The sequence below is a fragment of the Janibacter endophyticus genome (assembly GCF_016888335.1).
Taxonomy (GTDB): Bacteria; Actinomycetota; Actinomycetes; order Actinomycetales; family Dermatophilaceae; genus Marihabitans; species Marihabitans endophyticum.
On the sequence record NZ_JAFEJG010000004.1, the window covers coordinates 2840272 to 2866853 of the forward strand.

The 26582-nt window shown below is 73.1% G+C and carries 26 protein-coding genes and 1 tRNA gene; 8 read left to right on the top strand and 19 right to left on the bottom strand.

The genetic code is table 11. The features are described from left to right. Positions 1 to 44: 44 nt before the first annotated feature. Both panC and JNO54_RS13615 read right to left on the bottom strand, forming a co-directional pair. A complete protein-coding gene (gene panC, locus JNO54_RS13610) occupies positions 45 to 953 on the bottom strand; it encodes a pantoate--beta-alanine ligase (protein ID WP_204144377.1) in 909 nt (302 codons plus the stop codon). Further along, on the bottom strand, positions 950 to 1870 hold the full coding sequence (locus JNO54_RS13615; protein ID WP_204144378.1) for a Rossmann-like and DUF2520 domain-containing protein: 921 nt from the start codon (positions 1868 to 1870) through the stop codon (positions 950 to 952). The genes panC and JNO54_RS13615 overlap by 4 nt, the downstream gene beginning before the upstream one ends. Before the next feature lie 35 nt (positions 1871 to 1905). Here JNO54_RS13615 and JNO54_RS13620 point away from each other — a divergent pair, with 35 nt between their 5' ends. After that, a complete protein-coding gene (locus JNO54_RS13620) occupies positions 1906 to 2856 on the top strand; it encodes an SAM-dependent methyltransferase (protein ID WP_307818228.1) in 951 nt (316 codons plus the stop codon). Positions 2857 to 2963: 107 nt separating this feature from the next. Here JNO54_RS13620 and JNO54_RS13625 read toward each other — a convergent pair whose 3' ends face one another. Both JNO54_RS13625 and JNO54_RS13630 read right to left on the bottom strand, forming a co-directional pair. Next, a complete protein-coding gene (locus JNO54_RS13625) occupies positions 2964 to 4145 on the bottom strand; it encodes a cytochrome P450 (RefSeq protein ID WP_204144379.1) in 1182 nt (393 codons plus the stop codon). Positions 4146 to 4190: 45 nt separating this feature from the next. Then, the gene (locus JNO54_RS13630; protein ID WP_204144380.1) at positions 4191 to 5378 is read right to left on the bottom strand and encodes an SGNH/GDSL hydrolase family protein; all 1188 of its coding nucleotides are present in this window, start codon (positions 5376 to 5378) and stop codon (positions 4191 to 4193) included. Between the two features lie 41 nt (positions 5379 to 5419). Here JNO54_RS13630 and JNO54_RS13635 point away from each other — a divergent pair, with 41 nt between their 5' ends. The 3 genes from JNO54_RS13635 (at position 5420) to JNO54_RS15055 (ending at position 8252) form a co-directional block, all read left to right on the top strand. After that, on the top strand, positions 5420 to 6592 hold the full coding sequence (locus JNO54_RS13635; RefSeq protein ID WP_204144381.1) for an NADH-quinone oxidoreductase subunit D: 1173 nt from the start codon (positions 5420 to 5422) through the stop codon (positions 6590 to 6592). Between the two features lie 62 nt (positions 6593 to 6654). Next, on the top strand, positions 6655 to 7473 hold the full coding sequence (locus JNO54_RS13640) for a DUF6801 domain-containing protein (RefSeq protein ID WP_204144382.1): 819 nt from the start codon (positions 6655 to 6657) through the stop codon (positions 7471 to 7473). After that, positions 7470 to 8252 (top strand): class F sortase, encoded by a 783-nt coding sequence (locus tag JNO54_RS15055; protein ID WP_204144383.1) that lies wholly within the window; start codon positions 7470 to 7472, stop codon positions 8250 to 8252. Before JNO54_RS13640 ends, JNO54_RS15055 begins: the two co-directional genes overlap by 4 nt. Before the next feature lie 40 nt (positions 8253 to 8292). On the opposite strand, the gene JNO54_RS13650 is transcribed toward JNO54_RS15055, so the two are convergent. The 7 genes from JNO54_RS13650 to tilS all read right to left on the bottom strand — a co-directional run bounded on the left by JNO54_RS13650 (position 8293) and on the right by tilS (position 14906). Continuing rightward, entirely contained in the window at positions 8293 to 8763 is a 471-nt protein-coding gene (locus tag JNO54_RS13650; RefSeq protein WP_204144384.1) for a DUF3180 domain-containing protein, read from the bottom strand. Further along, on the bottom strand, positions 8763 to 9629 hold the full coding sequence (gene folK, locus JNO54_RS13655; protein ID WP_204144385.1) for a 2-amino-4-hydroxy-6-hydroxymethyldihydropteridine diphosphokinase: 867 nt from the start codon (positions 9627 to 9629) through the stop codon (positions 8763 to 8765). Before folK ends, JNO54_RS13650 begins: the two co-directional genes overlap by 1 nt. Beyond that, positions 9622 to 10464, bottom strand: a complete 843-nt coding sequence (gene folP, locus JNO54_RS13660) for a dihydropteroate synthase (RefSeq protein WP_204144386.1) — start codon at positions 10462 to 10464, stop codon at positions 9622 to 9624. Before folP ends, folK begins: the two co-directional genes overlap by 8 nt. Further along, positions 10461 to 11024 (bottom strand): GTP cyclohydrolase I FolE, encoded by a 564-nt coding sequence (folE, locus tag JNO54_RS13665; RefSeq protein WP_204144387.1) that lies wholly within the window; start codon positions 11022 to 11024, stop codon positions 10461 to 10463. Before folE ends, folP begins: the two co-directional genes overlap by 4 nt. 11 nt (positions 11025 to 11035) lie before the next feature. Then, positions 11036 to 13162 (bottom strand): ATP-dependent zinc metalloprotease FtsH, encoded by a 2127-nt coding sequence (ftsH, locus tag JNO54_RS13670; protein WP_204144388.1) that lies wholly within the window; start codon positions 13160 to 13162, stop codon positions 11036 to 11038. A 165-nt stretch (positions 13163 to 13327) separates the two neighbouring features. Beyond that, on the bottom strand, positions 13328 to 13879 hold the full coding sequence (gene hpt, locus JNO54_RS13675; RefSeq protein WP_204144389.1) for a hypoxanthine phosphoribosyltransferase: 552 nt from the start codon (positions 13877 to 13879) through the stop codon (positions 13328 to 13330). Positions 13880 to 13886: 7 nt separating this feature from the next. After that, positions 13887 to 14906 (bottom strand): tRNA lysidine(34) synthetase TilS, encoded by a 1020-nt coding sequence (tilS, locus tag JNO54_RS13680; RefSeq protein WP_204144390.1) that lies wholly within the window; start codon positions 14904 to 14906, stop codon positions 13887 to 13889. Positions 14907 to 14939: 33 nt separating this feature from the next. On the opposite strand from tilS, the gene JNO54_RS13685 reads away from it, so the two are divergent. Beyond that, a complete protein-coding gene (locus tag JNO54_RS13685; protein ID WP_204144391.1) occupies positions 14940 to 15380 on the top strand; it encodes a hypothetical protein in 441 nt (146 codons plus the stop codon). A gap of 12 nt (positions 15381 to 15392) precedes the next feature. Here JNO54_RS13685 and JNO54_RS13690 read toward each other — a convergent pair whose 3' ends face one another. Beyond that, complete coding sequence (locus JNO54_RS13690; protein ID WP_204144392.1) at positions 15393 to 16436, bottom strand: Rv3626c family coenzyme F420 biosynthesis-associated protein; 1044 nt, start codon at positions 16434 to 16436, stop codon at positions 15393 to 15395. A 53-nt stretch (positions 16437 to 16489) separates the two neighbouring features. Next, positions 16490 to 17905, bottom strand: a complete 1416-nt coding sequence (locus JNO54_RS13695) for a D-alanyl-D-alanine carboxypeptidase/D-alanyl-D-alanine-endopeptidase (RefSeq protein WP_204144393.1) — start codon at positions 17903 to 17905, stop codon at positions 16490 to 16492. An 84-nt stretch (positions 17906 to 17989) separates the two neighbouring features. Here JNO54_RS13695 and JNO54_RS13700 point away from each other — a divergent pair, with 84 nt between their 5' ends. Beyond that, positions 17990 to 18616, top strand: a complete 627-nt coding sequence (locus JNO54_RS13700; protein WP_204144394.1) for an inorganic diphosphatase — start codon at positions 17990 to 17992, stop codon at positions 18614 to 18616. A gap of 8 nt (positions 18617 to 18624) precedes the next feature. On the opposite strand, the gene JNO54_RS13705 is transcribed toward JNO54_RS13700, so the two are convergent. Both JNO54_RS13705 and JNO54_RS13710 read right to left on the bottom strand, forming a co-directional pair. Further along, positions 18625 to 19833, bottom strand: a complete 1209-nt coding sequence (locus JNO54_RS13705; protein ID WP_204144395.1) for an acetyl-CoA C-acetyltransferase — start codon at positions 19831 to 19833, stop codon at positions 18625 to 18627. A 14-nt stretch (positions 19834 to 19847) separates the two neighbouring features. Continuing rightward, positions 19848 to 20315, bottom strand: coding sequence for an SRPBCC family protein (locus JNO54_RS13710; RefSeq protein WP_204144396.1), 468 nt, complete (start codon positions 20313 to 20315; stop codon positions 19848 to 19850). A 47-nt stretch (positions 20316 to 20362) separates the two neighbouring features. Between JNO54_RS13710 and JNO54_RS13715 the strand changes: the two genes are divergently transcribed. Continuing rightward, on the top strand, positions 20363 to 21316 hold the full coding sequence (locus tag JNO54_RS13715) for an alpha/beta fold hydrolase (protein ID WP_204144397.1): 954 nt from the start codon (positions 20363 to 20365) through the stop codon (positions 21314 to 21316). Between the two features lie 140 nt (positions 21317 to 21456). On the opposite strand, the gene JNO54_RS13720 is transcribed toward JNO54_RS13715, so the two are convergent. The 4 genes from JNO54_RS13720 to tmk all read right to left on the bottom strand — a co-directional run bounded on the left by JNO54_RS13720 (position 21457) and on the right by tmk (position 24909). Beyond that, positions 21457 to 21530 (bottom strand) — tRNA-Thr (locus tag JNO54_RS13720). 63 nt (positions 21531 to 21593) lie between these two features. After that, complete coding sequence (locus tag JNO54_RS13725) at positions 21594 to 23108, bottom strand: alpha/beta hydrolase (RefSeq protein ID WP_204144398.1); 1515 nt, start codon at positions 23106 to 23108, stop codon at positions 21594 to 21596. A gap of 14 nt (positions 23109 to 23122) precedes the next feature. Further along, positions 23123 to 24283 carry a DNA polymerase III subunit delta' gene (locus JNO54_RS13730; RefSeq protein WP_204144399.1) on the bottom strand — a complete coding sequence of 387 codons (1161 nt, stop codon included), beginning with the start codon at positions 24281 to 24283 and terminating at the stop codon, positions 23123 to 23125. Then, the gene (gene tmk, locus JNO54_RS13735) at positions 24280 to 24909 is read right to left on the bottom strand and encodes a dTMP kinase (protein WP_204144400.1); all 630 of its coding nucleotides are present in this window, start codon (positions 24907 to 24909) and stop codon (positions 24280 to 24282) included. Before tmk ends, JNO54_RS13730 begins: the two co-directional genes overlap by 4 nt. Positions 24910 to 25008: 99 nt before the next feature. Between tmk and JNO54_RS13740 the strand changes: the two genes are divergently transcribed. Further along, a complete protein-coding gene (locus JNO54_RS13740; protein WP_204144401.1) occupies positions 25009 to 26349 on the top strand; it encodes a serine hydrolase domain-containing protein in 1341 nt (446 codons plus the stop codon). The last annotated feature ends 233 nt before the right edge of the window (positions 26350 to 26582 follow it).

Genomic DNA, 26582 nt, shown 5'->3' on the forward strand with positions numbered 1-26582 from the left:
ACTGGGTCCCCCTTCGCCCGGCTCGGACCCTCCGGACGGCCCGGTCAGACCGGCTCGACGGTCTCGGAGAAGATCTCGCGGCGGCCGCCCCCGGGGCCGATGACGACCGGGGTGTTGTCGATGAGGCGGGTCGTGCCCATCCGGCCGGCGACCGCGAGCAGGGCCTCGCCGCGGTACCACTCGGGCACGTCCTGCAGCGTCGTCGGGTGGACGAGGACGAGGTAGTCGATGAGCGCGAGCGGCTCCCTCACGAGCACCGCGCGGGCGGCCCGGCGGACGGCCGAGGGGCCCTCGATGGCGGCCGCGGCGCCGGCGGTGAGGGCGCGCGAGAGGCACAGCGCGACCTCGCGGTCGGAGTCGGTGAGATAGGTGTTGCGGCTGCTCATCGCCAGGCCGTCCTCCTCGCGGACGGTCGGCACCGACACGACCCGGGCCGGGAAGTCGATGTCGCGGACCATGCGCCGGATGAGGAGGAGCTGCTGGGCGTCCTTCTGCCCGAAGTAGAAGGCGTCACCACGGGTCAGGTGCATGAGCTTGGCGACGACGGTGAGCATGCCGTCGAAGTGACCGGGCCGCGACTGGCCCTCGAGCACGTCGCCGAGCGGCCCGGCGGAGATCCGCACACCGGGGTCACCGTCGGGGTAGACGACGTCGGGGGTCGGCGCGAAGACGAGGTCGACGCCGTGCTCCCGGCAGATCTCGAGGTCGGAGTCGAAGGTCCGCGGGTACTTCGAGAGGTCCTCCTTGGGCCCGAACTGCAGCGGGTTGAGGAAGATCGTCACGATGACGTGCTCGGCATCCTTGCGAGCCTCGCGGATGAGGGTGGCGTGCCCCTCGTGCAGCGCCCCCATGGTCATGACGACGGCGGTCTGCCCGGTGAGGTGGGTGCGTGCCTCCCGGAGCTCGTCGCGGGTGCGGGCGATCACGGGGGTGGTGGTGGCCTGCGTCGTCATGGGCTCTCCTGGTCCGGGGACGAAGGGGGTGTGGCGTCGGTGCGGTCGAGGATCGGCGCGGCCTGGTCGGCGCGCAGCCGTCCCGTCCGCAGGGCGCGGCGGGCAGTCGCGGTGGCGTGGGCAGCGTAGGCGGGGCGGAGGTCCGGCGCGAGCGCGCCGAGGACGCTCAGGTGGGTGGCAACGGTGCCGACGTCGCCGCGGGCCACGGGACCGGTGAGCGCGGAGTCCCCCGAGGCCAGCGCGTTGTCCAGGCTCGCCTGGAGGAGCGGGCGCAGCAGACGGTCGCCGTGCTCGACGCCGGCCTCTGCGAGGATCTCGCGGGCCTGGGCGACGAGGGTGACGAGGTGGTTGCTGCCGTGGGCGAGCGCTGCGTGGTAGAGCGCCCGCGCCTCCTCGGGCACCCAGACCGGCTCGCCACCCATCTCCATGACGAGCGCCTCCGCGACGGCGCGCAGCGGCTCCGGCGCCGTGATGCCGAAGCACGCCTCGTGGAGCCGGGCGAGGTCGAGCGAGGTGCCGGTGAAGGTCATCGCCGGGTGGAGCGCCAGCGGGATGACGCCCTGCTCCACCGCCGGGGCGAAGGGGGTCAGCCCGTGGGCCCCGGAGGTGTGGGCGACGATCTGTCCCGAGCGCCATGCACCGGTGGTCGCGAGCCCGGCGACGAGCCCGGCGAGCGCGTCGTCGGGGACGGCCAGGAGCACGAGGTCGCCGGCGGCGACGACCTCCTCGACGGGCAGGACCGGCACCTCCGGCAGGAGCGCCTCGGCCCGCTCGCGGCTGGCCTCGCTCACGGCGCTCACGGCGACGACCCGGTGCCCGGCCGCCGCGAGGGCCGCACCGAGCACCGCACCGACCCGGCCGGCGCCGACGACACCGACACGCAGCCAGGGGCGCGGGAGGTCCGTGGGCTCGCTCACGGGGGCGACGCTATCGCGGACCTAGGGTGAGCCCCGTGATCATCCCGTGGCGCGAGGCCTGGCAGGAGGCCCTCTACGGCTCCGGCGGCTTCTACCGGAGGCCCGAGGGGCCGGTCGGACACTTCGAGACGGCGACGCACGGGCCGGTGGGCCGGGCCCTCGCCCGGACCCTCGTCGGGCTCGCGGCCGAGACCGGGGCGGAGGGGGTCGTCGACCTCGGCGCGGGGCGCGGGGAGCTGCTCAGCGCGTTGCGCTCCGTCGGGTTTGCCGGGCCGCTCGCGGGTGTCGACGTCGTCGACCGCCCGGCGGGCCTGCCCGCTGAGACCGGGTGGGTCGTGGCGCCGGGCGGCGACCGGCTCGCCGAGCCCACCACCGTCACGGACGCGCTCGGCACGGACCTGGGTCGGGCGCTCGTCGTCGCGCACGAGTGGCTCGACGTCGTGCCCTGCACCGTCGCGCAGGTCGACGACGGCGTGCTCCGCGAGGTCGAGGTCGACGCGGCAGGAGTCGAGCGGCTCGGCGCCGCGGTCACCGGGGACGCTCTCGGCTGGGCTCAGCGGTGGTGGCCGACCGACGAGCCAGGCGCCCGCGTCGAGGTCGGCCTGGCCCGCGACGACGCCTGGGCTGCGGTACTCGACGCATGGCACCCCCTTCGTGCCGTGGCGATCGACTACGGCCACACGGCCGGCACCCGTCCCCCGTCGGGCACCCTCGCGGCCTACCGCGACGGCGAGGTCGTCCTCCCCGTCCCCGACGGCTCCGCCGACCTCACCGCCCACGTGGCCCTCGACTCCCTTCGCCACGACGAGATCGTCAGCGGGGCGGAGGCGGTCCGGCGGTGGGGACCCTCAGCGACGCTCCCCGACCACGCGCTGTCCCGCACCGACCCGGCCGGCTACCTCGCCGCCCTCGCCGACGTGAGCGCCGCCCGCACGCTCCTGGGCGAGCCGTACGGCCGCTTCGCCTGGGTCATCGCCCGCGGCTGAGATGACTCGCGGGTACGACGACCATTGGTCCGGCCCAACACCCTCGGCGCACAGCGCAGAGCCACTCTCTGCTCTCGCGCATGGGCAAAGGTCGTCGTACCCGCGGGTCACGACGGGGCAAGCACGAGCCGCTCGTAGCCGCGCAGCACGAAGGTCGGGCGCTGGACCGCCTCGACGATCTCGAGCCGGGGGTGACGGCTGAGCAGCGCCCGCACCGACTGCTGCAGCTCGAGCCGGGCCAGCGGTGCCCCGATGCAGAAGTGGATGCCCAGCCCGAAGGCGAGGTGCGGGTTCGGGTCGCGCGTCGGGTCGAAGACGTCCGGGTCCGCGAAGACCGCCGGGTCGCGGTTGGCCGCGCCGAGGAGGACGACGACCTTCTCCCCCTGCGCCACCGGCCGACCGGCCACCTCGATGTCGGCGGTCGCCGTCCGCTCGAAGAGGTGCAGCGGGCTGTCGTGACGCAGCAGCTCCTCGACGAAGGGGGCGAGCGCCGCGTCGTCGTGGACGTCGACGGTCGGCGAGCCGGCCCGCAGCCAGGAGTGGATTCCGTTGCCGAGCCCGTTGACGCTCGCCTCGTGGCCGGCGTTGAGCAGGAGCACGACGGTGGCGACGAGCTCGTGACGGCTCAGCCGGTCGCCGGAGTCGCGGGCCTGCACGAGGTCGGTGAGCAGGTCGTCGCCGGGGTGCCGGGCGCGGTGGTCGGCGAGCTCGTCGGCGTAGGCGGCGAACTCAGCGCTCGCCCGGCGGGCCTCGAGCCGCTCCTGCTCGCTCGGGTCGACCTCGTACATCTTGACGATGGCCTGGCTCCACGGACGCAGGAGGTGGCGGTCAGCCTCGGGCCAGTCGAGCAGCTCGGCGATGACGGTGACCGGCAGCGGCTCGGCGACCGCCTCGATGAGGTCGAGGGGGCCCTCCCCCACGGCGTCGAGCAGGTCGTCGGCGATCTGCCGGATCCGCGGCTCGAGCCGGGCGACGTGGCCGCGGTTGAAGGCGCCCGCGACGAGGCGGCGCAGCCGGGTGTGCTTCGGCGGCTCGCTGTCGAGGATCGAGTCGGCGTGCAGCCAGTTGAAGGTCTCCCAGTCCGCCGCGGGCTCGCGCGGCCGGAAGATCCGGCCCAGCCCGCGATGGCGCAGCGCCGCCGACACCTCGGCGTGGCCGGACGCCACGTGCGCCTCCAGCCCGTCGACCCAGACGAAGGGGTCGTGCGCGCGCAGCACGGCGAGGTGCGGGTACGGGTCGCGGACGACGTCCGGGTCCGTCAGGTCGAGCGAAGGGGTGGGGCCGGCCATGCGGGGATCCTCCCATCGCGCCGGCGGGCCGGGGGGAGGGGGCGGCTACCCCTTCGTCGTCGGGACGGGCGGGCCCTGCGGGGTGAGCGTGCGGGTCATCACCTCGGCGATGAGGTCCTGGCCCCGGGGGCCCGGGTGGAGCGCGTCGAGGTAGGTCCCGCGCGGCGCCCCGACCACCGGCGGCAGGTCGGCGCCGACGTCGACGAAGGAGACGCCGTCGAGCACCGCCATGCCCCGCAGCACCGTGCGGTAGTCGACCCAGGAGTAGCGGAAGAAGCCCGGCGGCGGCCGGTGCCAGGACACGAGGAGCACCGGGCCGGAGAAGCCCGCCCTCCGAGCGGTGTCGATGATCTGCACGAGGTCGGTGCGCAGGCCGGCCGGCGGGATGCCCGCGCGGGCGTCGTTGAAGCCGAGGGCGAGGACGAGCAGGTCTGGGTTCATCGACACCGAGTCGTGGACGTACACCGGCGCCCGGCTGACGGAGCGAGCGGTGATGCCGGAGTGCGAGGCGTCGACGACGTGGACGCACCGGTCGCGGTCCCCCCGGAAGGGGGTGAGGTCGGTGACGACGACCGTGCGGTCGGGGCTGGTGTTGCGCACCGTCCAGGCCCGGCGCTCGAGGTCACGCGTGTCGGAGTGCCACACCTGGCGCTCGGCGTCCTCGGCCTCGGTGCTCACCTGCTGCCCGGACAGCGTCGCCTCGCCGTCGACCGTTACCTCGAGGTCGCCGCCCTCGGGCCCGGTCCGGTACCCGATGGCGACCTCGGAGGCGACCACCTGCCAGGTGACCTCGGCACCCGGGCCGAGGGCGAGCGCCCGACCGCCCGGTCCGACGCCGCTGAGGCGTCGCGCCTCGCCGCGGGTCTGCGGGTCGGGCAGGCTGCCGGCCGCGTACCACGCCGGGATGAGCGTGCTGGCGCCGTGGTACCCGCCCGGACCGACCGGGCAGTCCGGGGACTCGACCTGGGTGCGCAGCGCGTCCTGGAGCTGACCGACCCAGCGGCGCTCGAGGTCCTGCCGCACCCCGAAGCCCTCGCTCACCGAGTCGCCCATGACGACGACGGTGGCGGGGGTGAGGGGCGACTCCTCGAGGGCCTGGTACCAGGGATCGAGGGTGTCGCGGTGCTCCACGACCCGGGCGTCGCGCTGCGCCGGCGACTGCGGCACGGTGAGCGCCAGTGCGAGCGCCACGGCGGCGGCCGCGCCAGCGAGGATCGACCGTGCCGCTGCCATGCCTCGAGGTTATCGAGCGCCGGCGCGGCATACTCGGCTGCATGCCCCCCGCAGCGAGCACCCCCCGCGAGGTGACCCTCGGGGTCGGCTCCGGCGTCGAGAGCACCGACATGGTCCTCAACATCGGCCCGCAGCACCCGGCGACGCACGGGGTGCTGCGGCTGCGCGTCGTCCTCGACGGCGAGCGGGTCGCCTCGGCCGACCCAGTCGTCGGGTACATGCACCGGGGTGCGGAGAAGCTCTTCGAGGTCCGCGACTACCGCCAGATCACCGTGCTCGCGAACCGGCACGACTGGCTCTCCGCCTTCGGCAACGAGCTCGGCGTCGTCCTCGGCGTCGAGGCGATGCTCGGCATGGAGGTGCCCGAGCGGGCGGTCTGGGCGCGGACCCTCCTCGCCGAGCTCAACCGGGTGCTCAACCACCTGATGTTCCTCGGCTCCTACCCGCTCGAGCTCGGCGCGATCACCCCGGTCTTCTACGCCTTCAACGAGCGTGAGGAGATCCAGGCCGTCATGGAGGAGATCGCCGGCGGCCGGATGCACTACATGTTCAACCGCGTCGGCGGCCTCAAGGACGACCTGCCGGCGGGCTGGCTCGACCGGGTGGCCCGCGCCGTGGACGGGGTCCGCGGGCGGCTGCCGCAGCTGGAGTCGCTCCTCGTCGGCAACGAGATCCTCCAGGCGAGGACGAAGGGGGTGGGTGTCCTCTCCCCCGAGCTCGTCCACGCCTACGGCGTCTCGGGACCGATCGCCCGGGCGAGCGGGGTGGACCTCGACCTGCGGCGCGACGCGCCCTACCTCGCCTATGGCGAGCTCTTCGGCGAAGGGGGGCCTGGCCGGGTCGTCACCCGCACCGACGGCGACTGCCTGGCCCGACTCGAGGTGCTGCTCGAGCAGACCCACGTCAGCCTCGACCTCGCGGACGCCTGCGTGGACCGGCTCCGGACGCTGGCCCCCGGACCGGTCAACCAGCGGCTGCCCAAGGTGCTCAAGGTGCCCGAGGGCGATCGCTACACCGCGACGGAGAACCCGCTCGGCCTCAACGGGTACTACCTCGTCTCACGGGGTGAGAAGACCCCGTGGCGGCTCAAGCTGCGCTCGGCCTCCTTCAACAACGTCGCCGTGCTCTCCGAGGTCCTCCCGGGGCACCTCGTGGCCGACCTCGTCGCCATCCTCGGCTCGATGTTCTTCGTCGTCGGCGACGTCGACAAGTGACGGCGATCGGGCTTTCCGCCCCCGCGCCCGCTGCAACCACCGACCTCGTCTACACCTGTGAGGTGCCGATCCTCGGCGCGCAGGACTTCACCGTCTCGCTCGACACCGACGCCCCGGAGTCGGTGACTCCCGGTGCGGACGTCACCGCGGCCGTGACCGGCTCTGTCACCCTCAACGAGAGGACGATCAACGGCATGGTCGGCCTCCTCGGGTGGGCCGAGGCCGAGGGCACGACGGTCTCTGACCTGACCAACCTGACGACTCCCCGGACCCCGGTCTCCGCCACGCAGGCGACCCTGCCCCTGACCGGCGGCTCCGTCACCCTCACCGGTCTCGCGGCCGGTGAGCACACGATCGAGGCGCCGGACGCATTCACCTCGACGTTCTCCGGCATCAAGGCCGACGGCTCTGCCGCGGGCGAGTTCGAGATCCCCTGCGAGTACAGGTCCGGCACCCAGGTCATCGACACCATCACCGCCGAGGAGGCGCCGGTCGAGGACGAGCCCACCGAGGCGAGCCCACCGAGCCCGAGCCCACCGAGCCCGAGCCCACCGAGGACGACGATGACGCCACCGGATCTGGTGACGACGAGTCCGGTCCTCAGCGTCCGGACGTCGTCCAGACCGACGGCGGGGCCCTCGGCGCCTCCCCGCTCCTCCACGGCGGAGCCACGCTCGCCGGCGCCGCCGTGGCCCTGCTCGCCGCCCGCCGTCGCACGGGTGGCCTCCACCGCTGAGGCGCGACACCCGGACCTGACCACAGGACCGGACGAAGAGGGCGTCGTCCCGGTCGGGGCGACGCCCCCTTCGCCATCCCAGGGAACCCTGAGAGACTCTGGAGGTCACCCGCTCAGACCTGACGAGAAAGGACCGCGCACGTGACCCGCGCCCGACGAGCCCAGCAGCGACGCAAGGACGCAGCCACGTCCCGCGTCGTCGGAGGCCTGCTCGCCCTGGCCGCGGTCGCGGCGCTCGTGCTCGGGGGCTGGTGGTGGTGGGACAGCGCGCGAGCGGTCGACCCCGGCACCTACGTCGCCCCGAGCGAGATCTCCCGGACCACCTCCGAGCCGGCCACCTCGAGCAGCACGACCGCGACGAAGAAGCCGACGAAGAAGCCGACGAAGAAGTCGACGAAGGCCACGACCTCGAGCACCACGGCGGTGCCCTCTGCCTCGACGACCCAGGCCGGCGTCCCGGCCCCGCCAGGGGACCCGACGCGGGTCGTCGTCACGACCTCTGCCGGGCGCGAGCTCGTCGATGCCTCCCTCATCCCGACCTACCTCGACGCGCAGAACGTCCTGGCTCCCCCCTTCGGCACCGCCGGCTGGTACGCCGAGGACGGCTGGCCCAAGCCGGGCCACGCCGGGGCGAGCATCCTCGTCGGGCACATCAACCACGGCAGCAAGCCCGACGTCTTCTGGAACCTCCCCCAGGTCAGCCTCGGCGACCGGGTGACGGTGACCTACGGCTCCGGCCGCACCGTCGAGTGGAGGATCACCCGTTCCGAGGCGGCGACGAAGCAGCAGGTGCCCCGGGACGACTCGATCTGGGACCACGACAACCCCGAGCCGCTCCTGCGGCTCATCACGTGCGACCCGACGACCCCGCTCAACGGCGGTCACTACGAGGGCAATTGGGTGGTCTGGGCCGAGCTGGCCTGACCCCACCGGTGAATCGACCGCCGACGGCTCGACGACCGGGTCAGTCCTCGTCGGAGCGAAAGTCCGAGCGGTCCTCGTCGCGGATCCGGCACCACCCCTGGGCGCGGTGACCGGCGAGGGCGACGAGCACTCCCCCGGCGGCCGCGAGCGCCAGCCGCATCGCGAGCTCGGAGTGCCGGCCGAAGCCCAGGTCGGGGACGAGCGCGAGCGCGTGACCCGCGTAGAGGCCCGCAACGATCGCCCCCGTGAGCGCGGAGGCCTGGGCGAGGCTGAGGGTCCGGGCCGCGCGCAGCGGCTCGACGGGCCGGCCCTCGCGGCGGTAGCGCCGCATCGGCCACGCGACGACGACGAGGGCCACCGCCATGACCGCCAGCAGCCCGGCCGCGAGCCACGGCGTCTCGAGGACGCGACGTCCGCCGGCGAGCCACCAGCGGCTGAAGAGCCAGGACACGACGGTCACCGCTGCTCCGGTGAGCACGGTGATGCGCGGGCGCAGCCCGTCGGGGAGCATCAGGCACCCACCGGGCGGACACCGCCGGAGTCGACCTCGGCGACGATCGCGGCGACCGGGTGCACCTCGTCGCCGACCCGCAGGACGGCCTCAGCGTCCGCGTCGAGCCACGGGACGAGCACGAAGGCCCGCTCGTGGGCGCGCGGGTGCGGGAGGGTCAGGAGGTCGCGGTCGAGCCGCGCCTCGTCCGGGCCGCCCGTCGTGCCGAAGGTGATGATGTCGAGGTCGAGCGTCCGGGGACCCCACCGGACCTCGCGGGTGCGGCCGTGACCGGCCTCGATGTCGTGGAGCGCGTCGAGCAGCGCCCAGGGGGTGAGCCGGGTCGTCCCTGTGACGACGGCGTTGACGTAGTCAGGCTGCTCTGGACCGCCGACCGGCACGGTGACGTATGGGCGGCTCACGGCCGCGATCTCGACGTGCTCGCGCAACGCCTCGACGGCCTCCCCCAGCGTGCCGGTCGAGTCGCCGAGGTTGGACCCCAGGGCGATCGTCACCGCGCTGCTCCGGGTGCGATGCAGCCGCACCCGCACGTCCCCGAAGGGGACCCCGACGGGCGCCTGCGGCTTGTGCACGACGACCTCGACCTCGGCGATCTCGGGACGGTGCAGCACGTCGGCAGCGATGCGCTCGCCGAGCGCCTCGATGAGGTCGAGCGGCTCCCCCTCGATGCGGGCGACGACGTCGGCCGCGATCTCCGCGTAGCTCACAGTGTCGCCGAGGTCGTCGCTCGCCCCGGCCCGGGAGAGGTCGGTGGTCATGATGACGTCGACGACGAAGTCCTGGCCCTCGCGGCGCTCCTCCGGGAAGACCCCGTGGTACCCCTTCGCCCGGACGCCGAGGAGCTCGATGCTGTCGCGCTCAGCCACGGGCACCGTCCAGGGCGGCGACGACGTCGAGCGCGTCGACGGAGGCGACGACGTCGTGGACGCGCACCGCCCAGACGCCGGTGCTCGCGGCGAGCGCGGTCGTGACAGCCGTCGCCGTGTCGCGCTCGGTCGGCGGGCGCTCGGCCCCCTCCGCGCGGCCCACGGAGCCGAGGAACCGCTTGCGCGAGGTCCCGACCAGCACGGGCAGGCCCAGGGCCACGACGTCGGCGAGCCCGGCGAGCAGCTGCCAGTTGTGCGCCGCGTTCTTCGCGAAGCCGACGCCCGGGTCGACGACGATCTGCTGCTCGGTGAGACCCGCGGCGAGGAGCTCGTCGACGCGCGCCGAGAGCTCTCGGCACACGTCGGCGACGACGTCGTCGTAGCGTGCGCCCGCGTACATGTCGCTCGAGTGGCCACGCCAGTGCATCGCGACGAAGGGGATCTCCGTCCCGGCGACGACCTCGGCGATCGCCGGGTCGGCCAGACCCCCGCTCACGTCGTTGATGATCGTCGCGCCTGCGTCGACCGCGGCGGCGGCGACGGCGGAGCGCATCGTGTCGACGGAGACGACGACGCCCTGCTCGGCGAGGCGGCGCACGACGGGCACGACCCGGCGCAGCTCCTCCGCCTCGCCCGGCCGCTCGGCGCCCGGTCGGGTGGACTCGCCACCGACGTCGACGATCCCGGCGCCCTGGGCGACGAGCTCGAGGCCGTGGGCGACGGCGGCGTCCTCGTCGAACCACCGTCCGCCGTCGCTGAAGGAGTCGGGGGTGACGTTGACGATCCCCATGACGACCGGTCGCCCGGCGGCGGAGGTCGGCCGCGCCACGGTCATCGCGCCCCGGTGAGCAGAGCCATCGCCTCGGCCCGCGTCGCCGGGTCGCGCAGCTGTCCCCTGACGGCGGAGGTCAGGGTGCGCGCGCCGGGCTTGCGGACGCCACGCATCGACATGCAGAGGTGCTCGGCCTCGACGACGACGATGACGCCCATGACGTCGAGATGCTCGACGAGGGCGTCGGCGATCTGGCTGGTCAGCCGCTCCTGCACCTGGGGCCGACGTGCGTAGACGTCGACGAGCCGGGCCAGCTTGGACAGTCCCGTGACCTGACCGCTGCGCCCGGGGACATACCCGACGTGCGCCACCCCGTGGAAGGGGACGAGGTGGTGCTCGCAGGTCGAGTAGAGCGCGATGTCGCGGACGATGACGAGCTCGTCGTGGTCGATGTCGAAGGTCGTCGCGAGGACCTCCGCCGGGTCCTGGTGCAGGCCGGCGAAGGTCTCCGCGTAGGCCCGTGCCACCCGGCCGGGCGTCTCGCGCAGACCCTCGCGGTCGGGGTCCTCGCCGACGGCGAGGAGGATCTCCCGCACGGCGGCCTCGATCCGGGGCAGGTCCATCGCGGCGGGCCTCAGTGCCGACCGTCGGGGTCGACGTGACCGCCCGCGGGGATCTGCCGTGTCTCCTCGACGGGGTTCTCCTCCGGGTACGGGTTGGCACCCACCTCGGCGGCCTCGTCGATCGCCGCGACGGTCTCCGGATCACCCTGCTGCGGGTCGACCCCCGCGGGTGGGGCACCGGTCGGGCTGGCCTGCGCGGCGCGGGCCGCGAGCGCCGCCTCCTCGGCGGGCGTGAGCACCGGCGGGATGTCGGAGATCGTGCGGCTCTCCGACGACAGCCAGGTCGGGCGCTTCGGCCGCTTGCGGACGTCCTCGAAGATCGCCGCGATCTCCTTCGGGCCGAGGGTCTCGTGCTCGAGCAGCTCGAGGACGAGCCGGTCGAGCACGTCACGGTTGTCGTTGAGCGCGTGCCAGGCCTCGTCGTGGGCGGCCTCGATGAAGCGGCGCACCTCCTCGTCGACGATGCCGGCGATCTCCTCGGAGTAGTCGCGCTGGTGGCCCATGTCGCGGCCGAGGAAGACCTCGCCCTGGGACTGGCCGAGCTTGACCGCACCGATGCGCTCGCTCATGCCGAACTCGGTGACCATCTTGCGGGCCATCGCGGTGGCCTTCTCGATGTCGTTCGCGGCACCGGTCGTCGGGTCGTGGAAGATGATCTCCTCCGCGACGCGGCCACCGAGGGCGTACGCGAGCTGGTCGAGGATCTCGTTGCGCGAGGTCGAGTACTTGTCGTCCGTCGGGAGCACCATCGTGTAGCCGAGCGCCCGGCCACGCGGGAGGATCGTGATCTTGGCGACCGGGTCGGTGTGGTTCATCGCCGCGGCGACGAGCGCGTGACCGCCCTCGTGGTAGGCGGTGACCTTGCGCTCACGGGCGCTCATGATCCGGGTCCGCTTCTGCGGGCCGGCCATGACCCGGTCGATCGCCTCGTCGAGGGTCGCGTCGTCGATGAACTGCTGGTCGCTGCGGGCGGTGAGCAGCGCCGCCTCGTTGAGGACGTTGGCCAGGTCGGCACCGGTCATGCCGGGCGTGCGGCGGGCGACGGCGAGCAGGTCGACGCCGGGGGCCATCGGCTTGCCGGCCGAGTGCACCTCGAGGATGCGGTGGCGGCCGATCATGTCGGGCGCCTCGACGGCGATCTGCCGGTCGAAGCGGCCGGGGCGCAGCAGCGCCGGGTCGAGGATGTCGGGACGGTTGGTCGCCGCGATGAGGATGACGTTGGTCTTGACGTCGAAGCCGTCCATCTCGACGAGCAGCTGGTTGAGCGTCTGCTCGCGCTCGTCGTGGCCACCGCCGAGACCCGCACCGCGGTGCCGGCCGACGGCATCGATCTCGTCGACGAAGACGATCGCCGGAGCGTTCTGCTTCGCCTGCTCGAAGAGGTCACGGACACGCGAGGCGCCGACACCGACGAACATCTCGACGAAGTCCGAGCCGGAGATCGAGTAGAAGGGGACGCCCGCCTCGCCGGCGACGGCGCGTGCGAGGAGGGTCTTGCCGGTGCCGGGCGGGCCGTAGAGCAGGACGCCCTTGGGGATCTTCGCGCCGACGGCGAGGAACTTGCTCGGCTCCTGGAGGAACTCCTTGATCTCGTGGAGCTCCTCGACCGCCTCGTCGGCACCCGCGACGTCGGCGAAGGTGACCTTCGGCGCCTCCTTCGAGGCGAGCTTCGCCTTGGACTTGCCGAACTGCATGACCTTGTTGCCGCCGCCCTGCGCCTGGCTCATGAGGAACCAGAAGAGACCGACGAGCAGGAGGATTGGCAGCAGCGAGAAGAGCAGCGAGCTGAGGATGCCCGGCTCCTCGATCGTGTCGTTGATGACGCCGGGGACCTTCTCGTCGACGAGCGTGACCATGTGCTCGGCGCGTGCGTCGACGAACTCGGTCTCGACCTTCCCCGCGTCCGTGACCGCCTCTCCGTCGGAGTAGGTCTGGCCCTCCTTGAGGTCGAGCTGGAGGGTGTTGTCGCTCGTGAAGTGGGCCTTGTCGACCTTGCCCTCGTCGATGAGCTGCTCGGCGGCCGAGGTGTCGATCCGCGAGTACTCCCCCCCGCTGCCCATGCGGAAGACGAGCATGAAGAGGACGAGCATCATGAGCGCCCAGAACAGGGGGGCGCGGAAAACCTTCTTGGCGTTCATGCGGGTACGGGTGCTTCCCGATCTTCCTGGTCGACGACAGCCGCCCGACGGACGGCAGGATCAAGAGACGAAACTACCCGACCGGTCGGGGTCGGAGCAGTCCCGGCACCCGACCCAACGCTCGACGGCGAAGGGGTGTTCCCCCCTTCGTCCCGGCGGGAGGGCTCAGCTGTAGACGTGCGGGGCGAGGGTCGCGACCTCACGGAGGTTGCGGTAGGCCTCGGCGTAGTCGAGGCCGTACCCCACGACAAACTCGTTGGGGATGTCGAAGCCGACCCAACGGGTCTCGACCTGGACCTTGGCGGCGTCGGGCTTGCGGAGGAGCGTGAGCACCTCGACGGAGGCCGGGGAGCGCGACTCAAGGTTGGCGCGGATCCACGACAGGGTCAGGCCCGAGTCGATGATGTCCTCGACGATGAGCACGTGCTTGCCGGTGATGTCGGCATCGAGGTCCTTGAGGATCCGCACGACGCCCGAGGACTTCGTGCCGGAGCCGTAGGAGCTGACCGCCATCCAGTCCATCGGCGCGGAGCCCGGGAGGTGGCGCATGAAGTCGGCCATGACCATGACCGCCCCCTTGAGCACGCCGACGAGCAGCAGGTCCTTGCCCTCGTAGTAGTCCCAGACCTCCTGGGCGAGCTCGGCCAGCCGCTGCTGGATCTGCTCCTCGGTGCAGTGCACCTTGACGAGATCGGCCTCGATGTCCTTGGCGTCCACGTGCCTATCAGACCAGACCGCGGGGGGTGATGGACAGGCGGGCCTGCGCTCCGTTGCCGGTCCGGGCGACGTCGACACCGGGGAGGTGGAGCGGACCCTGCCCGCGGGGGTGGGTGACGAGCCGGTCGACCTCGGCGACGTGGCCGACGGAGAGATCGCCAGGGCGAGCGCCTCGGGCGACGAGCAGGCGCCGCAGGACGCGGGTGCGGATCGCCACGGGGAGGGCGGCGAGGTCCGCGGCCAGCGGCGCGTCGTCATCGGCGAAGGGGGTGAGTGCGGCCTCGGCGAGAGCGTCGAGGTGGTCGGCGTCGGCCCGGAGGAGCTCGGCGCTGCGGGCGAGCGCCTCGGGGATGCCGGGGCCGAGGTCGGTCGCGAGGTCGGCGAGCGCCCCGCGGGCGCGCACCCGGGAGTAGGCGGGGTCGTCGTTCATCGGGTCCTGCCACGGCTCCAGCCCCGCGGCGACGCAGACCGCCTCGGTCGTCGCCCGGGTCACCGTGAGCAGCGGCCGGGCGAAGGGGGTGCCGTCCCGGGTGGTCGTCGGGGGGATCCCGGAGAGGGACCGGGCGCCCGATCCGCGGAGCAGCCCGAGGAGGACCTGCTCGGCCTGGTCGTCGCGGGTATGGCCGAGCAGGACGAGCACGGCGTCGTGCTGCGCAGCGGCGACCACGAGGGCCGCGTAACGGGCGTCCCGGGCGTCGGCCTCGGGCCCGGCGCCCGTCACCCGGACCTCGGCGCGGACGACCTCGACGACCTCGTACCGACGGCCGTCGGTCGCCCGCATCCCCCGGCACTGCTCCGCGGCCCGCTCCGCGACCTCGGCCGACCCGTGCTGCAGGCCGTGGTCGACGACGGCGACGCCGGTACGGCAGCCGGCGGCCCCCCCTTCGTCGAGGAGGCCGTGGGCGAGCGCGAGCGAGTCCGCTCCCCCGCTCACCGCCGCGAGCACGAGCCCACCGGGCGGGACGTCCGTGAGGACACGCCGCACGGCGCGGCGGACCTCGGCCTGCGCCGGATGACCTGCTGCCATGGGTCTCATGATGACCGACGACAATGCGCACCCATGAGGACGACGACCCTGACCCTCGCCGCGGCCGCCCTCCTGCTGACCGGCTGCGGTGGCGACGACGAGCCGGCCGACACGACCACGACCGTCGCGAGCTCCTCGGCCAGCCCGACCACGGAGGAGCTCGACGCCGACGACGAGGAGCACGAGGACCACGACGACGGCCACGTCGACACCGCGTGCGAGGCCGAGCTCGCCGCCATGCAGGGTGACGACGGTCAGGTGCTCTCGGCGTCCGTCGAGCCGGAGCTCACGTGCCCCGAGGCGGTCCCGGTCGTCACGGCGGTCAACGCCCTGCACCCCGTCGGCGAGGCGCCGGCCGAGCTGAGCGCCGAGGGGTTCGAGTGCACCGTCGAGCAGGACGACCCGGACGGCATGCGGGTCGAGGTCTTCCGCTGCACCGACGACCGCGGGACGCTCGTCTGGGCGCGTTCCTGACCCGCGAGCGGCTCAGCCGTGGATGCGGCGGACCCAGGTCTGCGGGTCGGTGATCTCGCGGGCCCGCGGCAAGGTCTCCGGCGAGCTCCAGATCGCGTTGAAGCCGTCGACCCCGACGGTCTCCTGGACCGAGCGGACGAAGGCGGCACCGTCCTTGTACTGGCGCATCTTGGCCTCGAGCCCGAGCAGGCGGCGCAGGATCTTGTCGACCGAGCCGGCGCCCTTGCGGCGGACGTCGAACTTGCGGCGGATCTCCTCGACGCTCGGGACGTGCACGGGGCCCACGTCGTCCATGACGACGTCGGCGTGCCCCTCGAGGAGCGACATCACGGCGGTGATCTCGGCGAGCCGCTCGCGCTGCGCCGGGGTGGCGAAGACGTCGGCGATGCCGGCCCCCTCGCCGCTGAAGGCGCGCGGGATCTCCTGGACGATCTGCTGGAGGCGCTCGCCGAGCGAGTCCGGGTCCGGCACGAGCTCGGTCGCGAGCGACTGCGCCTCGGCGATGACGTGCTCGCGCAGCCACGGCACCGCGGTGAACTGCACGCGGTGGGTCTCCTCGTGCAGGCACACCCAGAAGCGGAAGTCGCGGGGGTCCACCCCCAGCTCACGCTCCGTCGCCACGAGGTTGGGGGCCACGAGGAGGAGCGAAGGGGTACCGCCGGGTGCGAGGTCGTACTGGCCGAGGACCTTCGTCGAGAGGAAGGCGAAGAGGCCGCCGGCCTCCGCACCGGTCACCTTGCCGCCGATCGCCTGGGCGATCGGGCCGGGGGGGCGCTTCTGCCTTAAGGCCATCTTGTCGACGACGGGGTCGAGCATCGCGGCCATGGAGTCGGCGTTGACGTTGATCCATGTCGGCCGGTCGACGACGACCGGGGCGGGCGCTTCGCCGGGCGCGCGCAGGCGCGAGGTGTGGGCGACCGGCTCGACCGCCTGGGCCGCCAGGGCGCGGATCTGCTCGACGATCTCGACCGCCTCGTCGGCGCTGACGTCGGGTCCGGCGGGCGCGAGGCGTCCCCCGGTGGTCTTGGCGAAGCTCCAGTCGACGTACTGACTCACGGGCGGGCCCTCTCGAAGGTCCTGGTCGGGCGGGGATCTCCACGCCCGGCGTGCTACCGGCACCCGCAGGCGGTGAGGGTGCCGACGATCTGGTCCAACACCGCGCGGGCCCCGAGAGTTCCCGTCGTCGAGGGGACCCGGTCCGCGAGGACGACGTAGGTGAGGACCCGGCCGTCCTCGGTGACCGTCGTCCCGGCCAGCCCGGACACGCCGGTGAGGGTGCCGGTCTTGGCCCGGGCGACGCCCGCGGCCGGTCGCGCCTCCGGCTGGCCGAAACGGTCGTGCAGGGTGCCGGTGAGCCCCGCGACGGGCAGGCCCATGAGCACGCCGCGCAGGCCCTTGGCGCTACCGGTGATGCCGAGCTGCATGACCTCGGAGATCGTCTCCGCGGGGATGGCCTGGCCGCTGCTCAGCCCGGAGGCGTCGTGCATCCGCACCCGCGTCATGTCGGCCCCGGCGGCGGCGAGGGTCTGCTTGATCCAGTCGGCGACGGACTGGGCGTCGCCCGCGCTCGTGCCGTCGGCCAGCGCCGCCTGACGGGCAAGGTTCTCGGTCAGGGCGTTGTCGCTGCTCGAGAGGGCCTCGGCGAGGACCTCGCCGATCGTGGCCGACGCGACCGAGCCGAGGACCTCCGCGCCGGCCGGGGCGGCCTCCTGCCAGCTCTGTGGGGTGTCGTCGACCGTGACGGCGACGCCCGCCTTCTTCAGCTCGGCCGCGAGCGCGCTCAGCGCAGACCGCTCGGGGTACTCGGGCGACGGGTCGTACGGCATCGGCCGCTGGTCGGCCATGCCGATCATCGTCACCGGCTGGGTGAAGCCGTTGGCGGCGTCCACCGGGTCCCAGGTCGTGGGCATCCGCGGGCCGGGGGCATACGTGGCGTCGAGGCGAAGGGTGAGCCTGTCCCCCTTCGTCGTCGGCCCGACAGTCTCCGCGACCTGCTCGGCGAGGTCGCGCATGCCGGCCCGGCCCTCGACGGCGGCCGGGTCACCGGACCCCCTCGCCATGAGGGTGTCGCCACCCGCGACGAGGACGATCTCGTCAGGCTGCGCGCCGCGGACGACCGTCGTCGTCATCGTCCGCGACAGGTCGCTGGTCTCGGCGACGGCCGCGCCCGCGAGGACCTTCTGCGTCGAGGCGGGGACCATCGCGACGGCCGAGCGGTGCTCGTAGAGGACGTCACCGGTGAGTGCGTCGCGCACGACGACCCCGGCCCGCGGACCGAGCCAGTCGTGGGTGACGAGCGGGTCGAGCGCCTGCGTCAGCCCGGCCTCGGTCGGGAGCGGGGCGCTGCTCGATGCCTCGGCGATGACCTCGCCGGCAGGCGAAGGGGTGGGCCCGGGGGTGATCTGCGCCACCGTCGCGCTGTCATCGCGGGTGAGCACGCCGGGGGCCGCGTCGAGCACATCCGCTGCGCCGTAGGCGGTTGCGCCGACGGCGACCACAGCGATACCGGCAGCGAGTCGGCGCACGTCACGTCCCCCTGGTGCCGGATCGGCGGGTCATGGTGGAAACTGTCCTCGAGAGCCTAGGTCATCGACACGAAGGGGTAGTCCATGGAGTTCGACGTCACGATCGAGATCCCGAAGGGGCATCGGAACAAGTACGAGGTCGACCACGAGACCGGCCGCATCCGCCTGGACCGCCTTCTCTTCACCGCGATGTCCTACCCGAGCGACTACGGGTACGTCGAGGAAAGCCTCGGCGAGGACGGCGACCCGCTCGACGCGCTCGTGCTCCTCGACGAGCCGACGTGGCCTGGCTGCCTGGTCCGCGTACGCCCGATCGGCATGTTCCACATGCGCGATGAGGCCGGTGGCGACGACAAGATCCTGTGCATCCCCGCGGGCGACCCGCGCAAGGACCACATCACCGAGCTCGAGGACATCAGCGAGTTCGACCGGCTCGAGATCCAGCACTTCTTCGAGACCTACAAGGACCTCGAGCCCGGCAAGTCCGTCGAGGGCGCCCACTGGGCCGGCCGCGCCGATGCCGAGCGCGTCATCAACGAGGCCATCCAGCGCGCCACGGACGCCGGCATGTCGACCGCCCGGTGGAAGGCGCCCTTCAGCGCTGCCGCCCACGGCGCCACCGTCGGCCGGTCCGAGGAGGACATCGCCGCGGCCCAGGCCAAGGCACGCGAGGAGCTCGCGACGAAGGACAGGCCGCTCAGCGACGACTGACCTGACGCTCAGACCCGTTCGAAGATCGCGGTCAGGCCCTGACCGCCGCCGATGCACATCGTCTCGAGGGCGTAGCGGCCCTGCCGGCGGTCGAGCTCACGGAGCATCGTCGTGAGGATCCGCGCCCCGGTCGCACCGACGGGGTGCCCCAGCGAGATCCCCGATCCGTTGACGTTGACCCGCTCGAGGTCGTCCTGACCAAGGCCCCACGCCGTCGTGCAGGCCAGCGCCTGCGCCGCGAACGCCTCGTTGAGCTCGATGAGGTCCATGTCGGCAAGAGTCAGGCCGCAGCGGGCCAGCGCCTTCTCCGTGGAGGGCACCGGGCCGATCCCCATCCGGTTCGGCTCGACCCCTGCGGCGCCCCAGGTGACGACGCGTGCCAGCGGCCTCAGGCCGAGGGCCTCTGCCTGCTCGGGTGTCGCGACGAGGCAGGCAGCCGCGCCGTCGTTCTGCCCGCTGGCGTTGCCCGCTGTGACCGTGGACCCCTCGTCCACCCTGAGCCGCACCGGGCGCAGGGCGGCGAGCGACTCCATCGTCACGTCCCGTCGAGGGTGCTCGTCGGTGTCGACGACGGTCTCGCCGCGACGGGTCCGCACCGTCACCGGCACGATCTCGTCGGCGAAGCGACCGTCGTCCATCGCCGCGACGGCACGACGGTGCGACTCGAGGGCCAGCTCGTCCTGCGCCTCGCGGCTGATGGAGAACTCACGCCGCAGGTTTTCCGCGGTCTCGAGCATGCCGCCCTCCACCGGGTAGTGCTTGCCACCCGAGGTGATGCGGCCGCGCGCGATGCGGTCCCACATCGGTGTGGAGTCGCCGCGGTAGCCGAAGCGACCACCGACCGTGTAGTGCTCGGCCTGGCTCATCGACTCGGCGCCGCCGGCGATGACGACGTCGCAGGCCCCGGTCTGCACGCGCATGGCGGCGTCGAGGACGGCCTGGAGCGCCGAGCCGCAGCGACGGTCGAGCTGCTGACCGGGCACCGTGATCGGGAAGCCCGCATCGAGGGCCGCCACCCGGCCGATCGCCGGTGCCTCGCCGTTCGGGTAGCACTGCCCGAAGATCACGTCATCGACGGCACCGGGGTCGATCCCGGTGCGCTCGACGAGGCCGGTGAGGACGGTCGCCGCCAGCTCGGCCGCGGGGACGTCCCTGAAGACACCGCCGTACTTGCCGACAGGGGTCCGGAGGGGCTCGCAGATCACTGCATCACGCATCGTCAACCCTCTTGCTAGACACGACTGGACGACGTCGCGACGAGGCGCGAACGCAGGCCTACCTTGCCATCGCGCATCATCGCCTCGTGGTTCGCCCGCAAGATCCGGTCGCCGATGCCCGGCAACGACGCGAGGAGACGCAGGACGGGCCGCGCGACGGCCACCTCCTCGGTGAACCAGGCCAGGCTCCCGGAGGGTGTCGGCACGACGTGCCACTGGCACCAGCCGCGCAGCTCGCCCTCGACCCGGACCCGCAGGATCCCCTCGTCGCGGATCTCGGCCTCGCAAGTCAGGGTCAGCCGCAGGATCACCGGGATGGTGGAGCGGATGCAGGCCACCCCGCTGCTCTCGTCGATCCGGTGGATCTCCTTGACCTGCGGCCACCACCGGTCGTACTCGTCGACGGCGGCGAGCACCTCGATGACCCGCTCCGGGGGCGCGGGCAGCTCCCAGGCGTCGTGGAAGGCGAGTCGGTCGACCATGTCTCTTCCACTGTGCCTGACGAAGGGGCGACCGGTACGTTGGGTGGGTGCGCTACTTCTCCCGGGACCGACTGACCTTCGACCTCGACGACTCCGCCGGCCCTGAGGCCGGCGAGGCCGCGCCGGGGACCGACGTCGTCGTCCTGCTCCACGGCTGGCCCCAGGATCGTCGTGCCTGGCGAGCGATCACCCCTGCGCTCGTCGCCGACGGGCTGCGCGTGCTCGCCCCCGACCTGCGGGGCTACTCCCCCGGCGCCCGTCCGCCCCGACCGTCGGACTACGAGATCGGCGAGTCCGTCGCCGATGTCATCGCCCTGGCCGACGAGGTCGGCGCCGAGCGCGTCCACGTCGTCGGGCACGACTGGGGAGGGGCGCTCGCGTGGGTCGTCGCGTCCCGGCACCCCGAGCGCGTCGCCAGCCTCACGGTGATCTCCACCCCGCACCCGGCGGCGATGGCCTGGGCCTTCAAGCACGGCGACCAGGCTCGACGCAGCGCGTACCAGGTGTTCTTCGCCCTGCCGACGCTCCCCGCCGCGGTGATGCGCCGCGCGACGAAGCCCCTGCTGCTGCGCACAGGCCTGCCCGCCGACCACGCCGAGATGTACGCGGAGCGGATGGCTCAGCCCGGGGCCGCCCAGGCCAGCCTCAACTGGTACCGCGCGGCACTCCCCCTTCGCCGGATGGTCGAGGAGCGCCTCGGGCGCAAGGGCACGTCCTCGCCCCGCCCCGACCGACGCCCGAAGAACGCCGGCACGATCGTCCCGACGACCTACGTCTGGGGCCGGCAGGACCCGGCGCTCGGCCGGGACGCGGCCGAGCGGACGGGTGTCGTCATGCGTCGGGCCGCCGAGCAGGCCGGGCTCGACCCCGACGCGGTATACCGGTTCGTCGAGCTGGCCGGTGGCCACTGGCTGCCCGAGACCCGGTCGGCAGAGGTGGCCTCGGCCATCCTCGACCGCGTCCGCTCGCCCCGGCCCGAGGCGGGTCAGAGCGCGCTGTAGCCCCGACGCCGAGGTGGCCCGTCCCGGTGCAGGAGGACGCCTCGTCGCAGAGCAGTGAGAGGAGGCGCGGCGTCGCCCACCCAGGTCCGCGACGGAAGGGCACAGAAAGGCCCCCAGCCGGGGGCTGGGGGCCTGCTCTGAGCCGCCTATCGGAATCGAACCGATGACCTATTCATTACGAGTGAATCGCTCTAACCGTCTGAGCTAAGGCGGCACACGTCCGGGGGTCGCCCGGACGCGAGGCACGATCATACCGACGGCCTCGCCCGGCGAGAAATCACGAGCAGGTGATGTCCTCGGCGGGCAGCTCACCCGTGAGCCAGAAGGTGTCGACGGCCTTGTCGACGCAGTCGTTCTGCCGCATGTAGGCGGTGTGGCCGTCGCCCTCGTGGGTGATGAGGCGGCTGTCCGCGAGCTGGTCGTGCAGGCGCTGCGCCCACTCGTACGGCGTCGCCGGGTCACGGGTCGTGCCGACGACGAGGATCGGGTTCGCACCCTTCGCGTCGATCGGGCGCGGCTCGCCCACCGGCTCCCACGGCCACTCGCTGCACGGCCCTGAGCCACCGGCGATGAACTGCCCCCAGATCGGGGCCACCCGCTCCGCCTCCTCCACCATCTCCTCGCGCTCGGCGCCCTCGGGCTCCGGGCGGTCGAGGCAGTTGACCGCGTAGATCGCCTCCATGATGTTGCCCGCGTAGTCACCGCCGGCGTTGCGGCTGGCGTACTGGAATGCCATCTCCATGAGGTCCCGACCGTCGCCCTCCTCGACTGAGGCGAGTGCGTCCGTCAGCGTGCTCCACGCCCCTTGGTCGTACATCGCCTGGGCGATGCCGAGGGTCGCCCAGCCCTCGGTGAGCTCCAGCCCCGCGGCGCCGGGGACGGGGTTGCTGTCGAGGTCCTCGAGGATGCCCCGGACCCGGTCGATCACCTCGTCCTGCGTCCCGCCGAAGGGGCAGCCCTCCTCGACGCACGCGGCCGCCCATTCCCGGGTCGCGGTGTCGAAGCCCTTCGCCTGGCCGATGTTGACCTCGGCGGCCGTCAGGTCGGGCGCGAGGACCCCGTCGAGGACGAAACGGCCCACCTTGTCGCGGAAGAGATCGGCGTAGGTCGCCCCGAGGTAGGTGCCGTAGGACTTGCCGAGGTAGTCCAGCTGCGACTCCCCGAGCGCCGCCCGGAGCACGTCCATGTCGCGCGCGGCCTCCGCCGTCGACATGTGCGGCGCGATCGTCCCGGACAGCTCCTCGCAGCCCTGGCCCATCGAGCGCATGACCGCGCCCTGCTGCTCCTCCTCGGCGGCATCGTCCGGGGTAGGGTCGGACCCGAGGAACTCGTCGAGGGCACGGTCGTCGAGGCAGTCCACGGGCGCCGAGCGCCCGACCCCGCGGGGGTCGAAGCCGACCACGTCGAAGCGGTCACGGACCTGGGGGCTGACGACGTAGTCCGCGGCGCTCGCGTACTCCATGCCGGAGCCACCGGGACCACCAGGGTTGAGCACGAGGCTGCCCTGCTTCTCGCGCTTGGCCGGGACCTTGAGCACGCCGATCCTCAACGTCTCGCCCTCGGGCTGCTCGTAGTCCACCGGCACCTCGAGCTCGGCGCACTCGCCGGTGAGGTCACCGCAGTCTCCCCAGTCGAGCCGCTGCTCGTAGAAGCGGGCGAGGTCCTCCTGCCCCTCCGGCGCCTGGGTCGCGTCCGCGGGGACGGCCGTCGGCTCGTCCTGGCCGGGCAGCAGCGAGCAGCCGGAGAGGACGAGCGCGGTCGCCGTGAACAGGGCGAGGAGCTGGGCACGCATGGCCCGCACGCTACCTAAGGCAGGGTGAGGTCGATCGCCATGGACTCCAGGGCGAGCAGCGGCGCGACGTTTGCGTCGATCCGGCGCCGGGCCACGCCGATCGCGTCCATGGCCCGCAGGATCTGCTCCGAGGTCAGCGCCCGCGCCACCTCGTCGACGACGGACCGGGCGTCCTCGTTGATCAGGCCGACGGTCGCGCCGGTGCGCACGACGAGCGCGTCCCGGTAGACCGAGAGCAGGTCGGTCAGAGAGCGGTCGATCATGTCGCGGGTGAAGCGGGTGGCCCGGGTCTTCTGCGACTTCTCCAGGGCGGTGATCTGGGCCCGGACGTGCGGCGGCTGCGTGCGCGCCCCGGCCTCGGCGCCGAGGGTCGCCAAGAGCTTGGCCTTCTCCTCCGCCAGCCGGTCGGTGAGCACCTTGTCGCGCTCCTCCTCCGCGATCTGGACGAGGTCGGCCGCGGCGCCGACGGCGTCGGAGACACCCCGGATGCGGGTCGCGAGCGTGATGGTGTCGCGACGGCGGATGCGGGCACCCTCGTCGGTCGCCAGCCGCCGGGCCATGCCGATGTGGCTCTGCGCCGCCCGGGCCGAATAGTGCGCCATCGGCGGGTCGATGCCGTCTCGCCGGATGAGCAGGACGGCGACGTCCTCGACGGCGGGGGTCCGCAGCCGGACGTGCCGCGAGCGCGAGCGCACCGTGACGAGGACGTCGTCCGGGGCCGGCGCGCACAGCAGCCAGACCGTGCGCGGCGTCGGCTCCTCGAGCGCCTTGAGCAGCGCGTTGCCCGAGTGCTCGGTGAGCCGATCGGCGTCCTCGACGAGGATCACCCGCCACCGTCCGACCGACGGTGCGCGCCCGGCGAGCTGGACGAGCTCGCGCGCCTGGGCGACCCCGATCGAGAGCGCCTCGGTGCTCAGCACGTCGACGTCGGCGTGCGTGCCGTCCAGCGCCGTGGCGCACTCCTTGCACTCGCCGCAGCCACCACGGGCGCACATCAACGCCCCGGCGAAGGCCCGCGCCGCCACCGACCTCCCGGACCCGGGCGGCCCGGTGAAGAGCCAGGCATGCGTCATCGCCGCCTCGTCCGCCACCGCCCGCTGCAGCACCGCGAGCGCGGGCCCCTGGCCGACGACGTCGCGCCACACGCCTGCGGGCTCGGCCGCGACGGTGCTCACGCGAGCACCCCCCGCGACGCGAGCCCGTCGAGGATCGCCCCATGGATCTGCTCGGGCGCAGCGGTGCCGTCGACGACGAGGTACCGCGCCGGAGCCCCCCGCGCCATCGCGAGGAAGTGCGAGCGCACGGCCTCGTGGAAGCCGTCGTCCTCGGACTCCATCCGGTCGTGCACCTCGTCCCGGCGGCGGCGGCCCTCCTCGGCGGTGATGTCGACGACGACCGTCACGTCGGGCATGAGATCGCCGACCGCCCACATCTGCAGGTCGTGGACCTCGGCGTGCCCGAGGTCGCGACCTGCCCCCTGGTAGGCGACCGAGGAGTCGGTGTACCGGTCGGTGATGACGACCGCGCCGCGTGCCAGGGCCGGGGCGATGACCTCGGCGACGTGCTGCGCCTTGTCCGCGGCGAAGATCAGCGCCTCCGCACGGGGGCTCATGTGCCCGCCATGGAGGACGAGATCGCGCAGCTGCTGCCCCAGCGCGGTCCCACCGGGCTGCCGGGTGACCACCACCTCACGACCCTGGTCGCGCAGCCAGCCCGCCAGCAGCTCGACCTGGGTCGACTTGCCGGCCCCGTCGCCCCCCTCGAAGGCGACGAAGAGGCCGGGACCGGGTGCGCTGCTCACCTGCCGCAGCCTAGGTCACCCCTCCGACGGCCACCGAGGGTGAGCGGATCCCCCTTCGCCCTGCAGCCCACCGGCCCGACGGCCGATACGTTGACGCCCATGGCCTTCACCGACGAGACCCGCCGCGCCCTGGACCACCTCGCCCTGGACAAGCAACGCGAAGGGAGGGTGCCGGGGCTCGCCGCCGGCGTCGCCCGCAAGGGGTCCCTCGAGTGGTCCACCGGGATCGGCGCCGCCGATCTCGACGCCCCCGACGTCGCGCCCGACGAGGACACGCAGTACGCGGTGGCGAGCAACTCCAAGACGTTCACGGCCGTCGTCGTCATGGCGCTGCGCGACGAAGGCCGGCTCGACCTCGACGACACCGTCGACCAGCACCTGCCGGGCACGACGCACGAGCGGGTCACCCTGCGCCAGCTGCTGAGCCACACCTCGGGCATGCAGCGCGAGCCGGTCGGCGACGTCTGGGACGTCATGCAGATGCCCGACCGCGAGGAGCTCGTCCGCGGCTGGAGCGAGGCGCAGCGGGTCGGCCGCCCGCACACGACGTGGCACTACAGCAACCTCGCCTACGGCATCCTCGGCGAGGTCATCACCCGGCTCGACGGACGCTCGTGGTTCGAGTCGGTGGAGGCGCGCATCCTGCGACCGCTCGAGATGCGGCGGACGACGTTGGGGCACACGGGCAAGCGGGCGAAGGGGTACTACGTCCCGCCCTTCAGCGACGTGCCGCTGCCGGAGCCGGACTTCCCGGCGGAGGCGCTCGACGCGGCGGGCGGGCTGGCGTCGACGGTGGCCGACATGTCGCGCTGGGGCGGCTTCGTCGCCGACCCGGTCGAGGAGGTGCTCTCCCCCGACACCCTCGAGGAGATGTGCCAGCCGCAGATCATGTCCGACGAGCGCGGGTGGACCGTCGCGTGGGGCCTGGGCTGGCAGCTCATGCGGCACGAGGGGCGCACCTGGGTCGGGCACACCGGCGGGTGGCCGGGGTCGGTCACCGGGTGCTTCACCGACCGAGAGTCGGCGACGACGGCGACGATCCTCATGAACAACTCCGCGCCCGTCTCGCCCGCGCTGGCCGCCGCCGAGCTCGGCACGCTGACGATCGAGCGTGAGCCCGTCGCGCCGGAGCCGTGGCGGCCGGGCACCGCGGTGTCGCCCGAGCACGCCGAGCTCCTCGGCTACTGGTACTCCGAGGGCGCCGGCTTCGTCCTGTCCGTGCGCGAGGGCCGGCTCGAGGCACGGGTCGTCGGCGCGCCGAAGGAGATGCCGCCGTCGGTCTTCGAGCGGGTCGAGGAGGACCTCTACCGGACGGTGTCGGGGCGCGAGCGCGGCGAGATGCTGCGCGTGCGCCGGGGCGAGGACGGCCGGGTGAGCGCCTTCAACTGGGCGACGTACATCTTCACGCGGGAGCCGATGGCCTTCGGGCAGTGGCTGTGACGAGGCGGCGAAGGGGTTGACCCCTTCGACCCTCGGCGGCCTCGTACGGAGGGCGCGGCAGCACGAGACGCCCGGTAATCCCTCCCGTGGCCGCGCAACCCGCCGGTGGCCGGGACGCGTCCCGGCCACCTCACGGTTGCCCGGCCCGGTCGCGTTTTCCCGGCCCAGGGAGTGGGCGCTGAGCGCGCCAAAGAGGTCAGCGTCGTAGGACCCCTGGTAGCTGCTACCGGACC